This is a genomic window from Corynebacterium sp. (genome assembly GCF_012838985.1).
GTDB lineage: Bacteria > Actinomycetota > Actinomycetes > Mycobacteriales > Mycobacteriaceae > Corynebacterium.
Genome location: NZ_DUOE01000101.1, coordinates 1 through 4910 on the forward strand (window position 1 = coordinate 1; position 4910 = coordinate 4910).

The following is a 4910-nucleotide window of genomic DNA, read 5'->3' on the forward strand; positions in this document are numbered from 1 at the left end:
GCGAACGCCCTGGCGGACGGCATGGCCGAGGATCTGATCTCCGGCACGGGTGCCCGCGCGGCCTCCGTCACCGGCTGGGGCGGTCAGGCCGCCGCCAAGACCGGCACGACGGAATCCCACCTGTCCTCCGCGTTCCTGGGCTTCAACAGCGGTTTCGCGGCGGCGCCGTACATCTACAACGACGGCACCACGAGCTCCCCGCTGTGCACCTCCCCGGTGCGCCAGTGCGGCAGCGGCAACCTCTTCGGTGGTCGGGAGGCCGCGGAGACGTGGTTCAACACGGCGAACATGCTGCCGGCGGCCGTCAACGGCGTGCTGCCCGGCCATGACCCGAAGTACGACCTGGGCACCACCAACGCCGTCCTGGCGGAGGTCGTCGGCATGACCGAGTCCGCCGCACGCGGCGTACTGGAGGGGAAGGGCTACCACGTGGTCACCCGCACCGTCGACGGTCAGCAGCCGCAGGGCCGGGTGGAGCGGGCCGTCGCGGACGGCGTGCTCGAGCGCGGTTCCACGGTGACCCTGGAACTCTCCCGCGGTCACGTCCCCGCCCCGGCCCCCGCGCCGCGTAACACGGAGCCGTCCCCCGACACGGCGCCCGGCCCGACCCCCCGCCGGCCGCAGATCACGCAGCAGGACCTCGACGACGTCGCCGCGCAGCTGCGTGACGCGCTGGGACTCTAGGCCAGCTTCGCGCGCACGGCGGTGGACAGGCGCTTGCCGTCCACCTGGCCGGCGGCGGCCGCGGTGGCGGCCTTCATGACCTGGCCCATCTGCTTCATGGAGATCTCGCCGGGCTCGATGCCGGACTCGGCGGCGACGGTGGCCACGGCGGTGTCGACAAGCGAGGCGACAGCCTCGTCATCCAGCTGGGCCGGCTGGTAGTCCTCGAGGATCGCGACCTCGGCCAGCTCGGTCTCGGCCAGCTCGGGGCGGTTGTTGTCGGTGTAGATCTGGGCCGACTCGCGGCGCTTCTTGATCTCCCGGGCGATCACCTTGAGGATGTCCTCGTCGGTCGCCTCATGCTTGGCGCCGGTGGTCTCCTCACCCTGGATGGCGGCCAGCAGCATGCGGATCGTGCCGGTGCGGCCCTTGTCCTTGGCTAGCATCGCGGTCTTCAGGTCGGCGCGGATCTTGTTCTTGAGCTCACTCATGTTGACCACGGTACTCCCCGGGTAGGGTGGTCCGGGTGAACGAGACTGCCAAGGTGACCCTGAAGAAGAGCTTCCTCCCCCTCGCCGGAGCCCTCGGCGCGGCCGCCCTCGCGGGCGCGGGACTGGCAGCCTGGGGCAACTCGGAGCTGCGCCGTTTCGAGCTCAAGGACATCACCGTCCCCCTGCTCGCCCCCGGCACGCTGCGCGGGAGGTCGGAGTTCCGGCTGCTGCACATCTCCGACCTGCACATGATCCCGGGGCAGAGCGACAAGATCGCGTGGGTCAGTGCACTGGACTCGCTGAAGCCGGACCTGGTGGTCAACACCGGTGACAACCTCTCCGACGAGCGCGCCGTCCCCGACGTCCTCCGCGCGCTGGGCCCGCTGCTCAACCGCCCGGGCATGTTCGTGTTCGGCACGAACGACTACTGGGCGCCGCAGCTGCCCAACCCCTTCAAGTACCTGCTGGGGCTGCGCCGCATCCCGTCGTACATCGACCTGCCGTGGCGCGACATGCGCGCCGCTTTCATCGAGCGTGGCTGGCAGGACGCCACCCACAGGCGCCTGGAGTTCCAGGTCGGCCCGGTGCGCATCGCCGCCGCCGGTGTCGATGATCCGCACCACGATCTCGACGACTACCCGCTTGTCGACGGCGCCCCGCACCCCGACTCCGACCTCTCCCTGGCGCTGCTGCACACCCCGGAGCCGCGCGTGCTCGCCGAGTTCGAGCGTGACGGCTACCAGCTCTCCCTCTCCGGTCACACCCACGGCGGCCAGCTGTGCCTGCCGGGGTCGAGGGCCATCGTGACCAACTGCGGCATCGACCGGGCCCGGGCCCAGGGGCTGCACGACTTCGGCCGGATGAGGATGCACGTGTCCAACGGCCTGGGCACCTCGAAGTTCGTGCCGCTGCGTCTGTTCTGCCGCCCCTCGGCGACGCTGCTCCGCATCACGGAAACACCGTCCTGACCTCACGTTTTGTCTCTCACGACCTTTGTGGGCTAAGGTATTCGAGGTACCACGGAGTACGGCAGCACACTGCAGTACACCGCAGGACACCGGGATATGGCGCAGCTTGGTAGCGCGCTTCGTTCGGGACGAAGAGGTCGCAGGTTCAAATCCTGTTATCCCGACCACAGAGACACCCCCTGGCTTTCGGGCCAGGGGGTGTCTGCGTTTCAGGGGCGACCGGGGGCGGCCCGGGGGCCGGTCAGGCGGTCACCGGGATCACCTGCGTCGGCTCCTGCTCCGCGACGTCAACCTCCTGCCGCACCCCCTGACGGTCCAGCACGCCGCCGATGAGTCCCAGCACGGCCATTCCGCCGAGCACCCCGAGGGCGAGCCACAGGAGGCTGGTGGAGGCGTCGTTGCCCGCGGTGGTCAGGCCGGAGGTGGCCCAGCTCAGCGGGGAGAGGTTGGCCGCGATCTGCCAGGCGCCGGAGACCTCGGAGGTGGTGAGGCTCTTCCACACCCAGCCGACCACGCCGACCTGCGCCAGGCCGAGCACTCCCGCGGCGACGGAACCGCCGACCACGCCGAAGACGCCGAGCAGTGCGCGGGTCGCCGTCGCGGAGGCCACCACGCCGAGGGCGAGCACCAGTGCGGACCAGGCGAGGGTCTGGGCGGTGGCGCCGACGCCGACCAGCCACAGCAGGATGAGCCCCGCGGCGGTCAGCGCGGGCGTGGCCGCGGCGAGGACCCACCAGCGGCGGGTAGCGCCGGCGAAGGCTCCGCCGATGAGTGCCAGGGAGGCGATGAGGAGCGCGAACATGGGCGACAGTCCGAGGAGCGCCTCCTCGGTCTCAGTCTCCCCCGCGGCGGTGGTCATGGTCGCCGGCAGTGCGCGCTGGACGTCGCCGATGCGGTCCTGGGTACGGGTGGCCATGTCGTCGATACGCTGGGCGCCCTCATCGAGCTTGTCGACGCCCGCCACCGCCTCATCCACCCCACCCTGCGCCTGGGTCAGCCCGTAGGAGAGGTCCTGGGCGCCGCGGGTGGCGGTGTAGATGCCGTCGTGGAAGGCGTAGCCGGGGACGCCGAGCTGGTTGGCCAGCTCGCGGGAGCCGTCCTTGAGGGCCTCCAGCTGCTCCGCCACGGGGCCGTCGAGGCGGATCATCTCCACCTGGCCGCGCAGCTCGAGGAGGCGGGCACGCGCCTCGACGAGTTCGGGTTCCTCGTAGTCGGCGATGTCCTCGAGGGTGCTGTCGATGGCCCCGAGCAGCTGCCCCTGCAGCGCCCCGAGGCCGATGACCTGGTCGACGGCGTTGCCCACGCCGTCGGCGATGTCGTTCGCGCCGGTGCCCAGCTGCCCGACGCCGGCCTGCAGTTCGACCAGACCCTGGTGCAGCCTCTGCGCACCGGTGACGGCCTCGGAGAACTGCCCCGGCAGTGCCTCCGCCCCGGTGCGCATCTCCGCGACACCGTCCCGGAGTTCCCCGGTACCGGTGGTGAGGAACCCCGCCTGGGCGCCGGCCTCGCCGGCGGCGCGGCGGGCGTCGACAAGCTCGCGGGAGGGCACCGGAGCGGGGGCGGCGGCGGGTTCATCGGCGCTGCTCCAGCTGCGGGCGGGGTCGAGGTGGGTGACGGCGGCCACGGTGGCGCCGAGGATCAGGGGGATCAACAGCATGAAGGCTGTCATCCAGTTGCGCAGGGAGGGGCTCATGTCTAATGAAAGTACTGGTAGAACGGGTGCCAGGTGCGGTAGGCGCACCGTCGTATCCGGCTGGTAACGTCAGATGAGATCTGACATGTCCCCGAGCTAACAGAGCGTGGTTTCCCTGTGACCCTGATTCTTGTCATTACGCTCGCGGCACTGGCGGTTGTAGCGGCCCCACCCGCGGTGCGGATCCTGGACAGAAAAGCAGGGTGGCCACTGGCCGGCCTGTTCCTCGTGGGGGCGGTGCTGCTCAGTCGGGAACTGCCCGGCGTCATCGACGGCCGTCCCCTGACCTTCGACCGCGTGTGGGTGCCGGATGTGGTGGCTCCGGGGATGGACGTCAGCTTCGCGCTGCGCGGCGACGCCCTGAGTCTCTTCTTCGCGCTGCTGGCCCTCATCATCGGCGCGGTGGTCTTCATCTACTCCGCCGCCTACCTCCCGCCACGCAGGGGGAACACGAGCTTCTACACGATCATGACGGCGTTCACGCTGTCGATCCTGCTGCTCGTGCTCGCCGATGACGTGGTCCTCCTCTTCCTCGCCTGGGAGCTGGTCTCCCTGGCGTCGTTCATGCTCATCGCCCGGTCGGGCTCCGGGGGCGAGGCCGGTTCGGTGCGCACCCTGATCCTCACCTTCATCGGCGGTCTCACGCTGCTGGTGGCGGTGGCGGTGGCCGCGACGGCCGCCGGGACCACCAACCTCACCGGCATCCTGGCCAGCGATTTCTGGGGGCAGCGCCCCGAGCTGACGGTGCTGGTGGCCGTGCTGGTGGCGGTGTCGGCGTTCACCAAGTCGGCGCAGCTGCCCTTCCACTTCTGGCTGCCGGAGGCGATGGCGGCGGCGACCCCGGTGTCGGCGTTCCTGCACGCCGCGGCGGTGGTCAAGGCCGGTATCTACCTGCTGCTGCGCTTCTCCACGGTGTTCCATGACGTGGCCGTGTGGAACGGTCTGCTCATCATCGTCGGCATGGCCACCGCGGTGATGTCGGCGGCTTTCGCCGTGCAGAAGACGGACCTCAAGCAGCTCACCGCGTACTCGACGGTGTCGCACCTGGGCTGGATCGTGGCGACGATCGGCGTCGGCACGCCCTTCGCCCTGGCC

At 70.3% G+C, this 4910-nt stretch carries 4 protein-coding genes, 1 tRNA gene and 1 pseudogene; 4 read left to right on the forward strand and 2 right to left on the reverse strand.

The features are described 5' to 3' along the window. Positions 1-684: pseudogene (locus tag GXZ33_RS05805) on the forward strand (penicillin-binding protein); the annotation flags it as partial. Here the strand turns inward: GXZ33_RS05805 and GXZ33_RS05810 are convergent. Further along, complete coding sequence (locus tag GXZ33_RS05810) at positions 681-1154, reverse strand: GatB/YqeY domain-containing protein (protein ID WP_291339918.1); 474 nt, start codon at positions 1152-1154, stop codon at positions 681-683. The pseudogene GXZ33_RS05805 and the gene GXZ33_RS05810 sit on opposite strands and share 4 nt — an antisense overlap. A gap of 59 nt (positions 1155-1213) precedes the next feature. Between GXZ33_RS05810 and GXZ33_RS05815 the strand changes: the two genes are divergently transcribed. Together GXZ33_RS05815 and GXZ33_RS05820 are read left to right on the forward strand one after the other, a co-directional pair. Further along, positions 1214-2122 carry a metallophosphoesterase gene (locus GXZ33_RS05815; RefSeq protein WP_291339921.1) on the forward strand — a complete coding sequence of 303 codons (909 nt, stop codon included), beginning with the start codon at positions 1214-1216 and terminating at the stop codon, positions 2120-2122. A 90-nt stretch (positions 2123-2212) separates the two neighbouring features. Beyond that, a tRNA-Pro gene (locus GXZ33_RS05820) sits at positions 2213-2289 on the forward strand. A 74-nt stretch (positions 2290-2363) separates the two neighbouring features. On the opposite strand, the gene GXZ33_RS05825 is transcribed toward GXZ33_RS05820, so the two are convergent. Next, positions 2364-3815 (reverse strand): hypothetical protein, encoded by a 1452-nt coding sequence (locus GXZ33_RS05825; protein WP_291339919.1) that lies wholly within the window; start codon positions 3813-3815, stop codon positions 2364-2366. A 117-nt stretch (positions 3816-3932) separates the two neighbouring features. Here GXZ33_RS05825 and GXZ33_RS05830 point away from each other — a divergent pair. Then, on the forward strand, positions 3933-4910 hold a 978-nt coding region (locus tag GXZ33_RS05830; RefSeq protein ID WP_291339920.1), incomplete at its 3' end, for a proton-conducting transporter membrane subunit.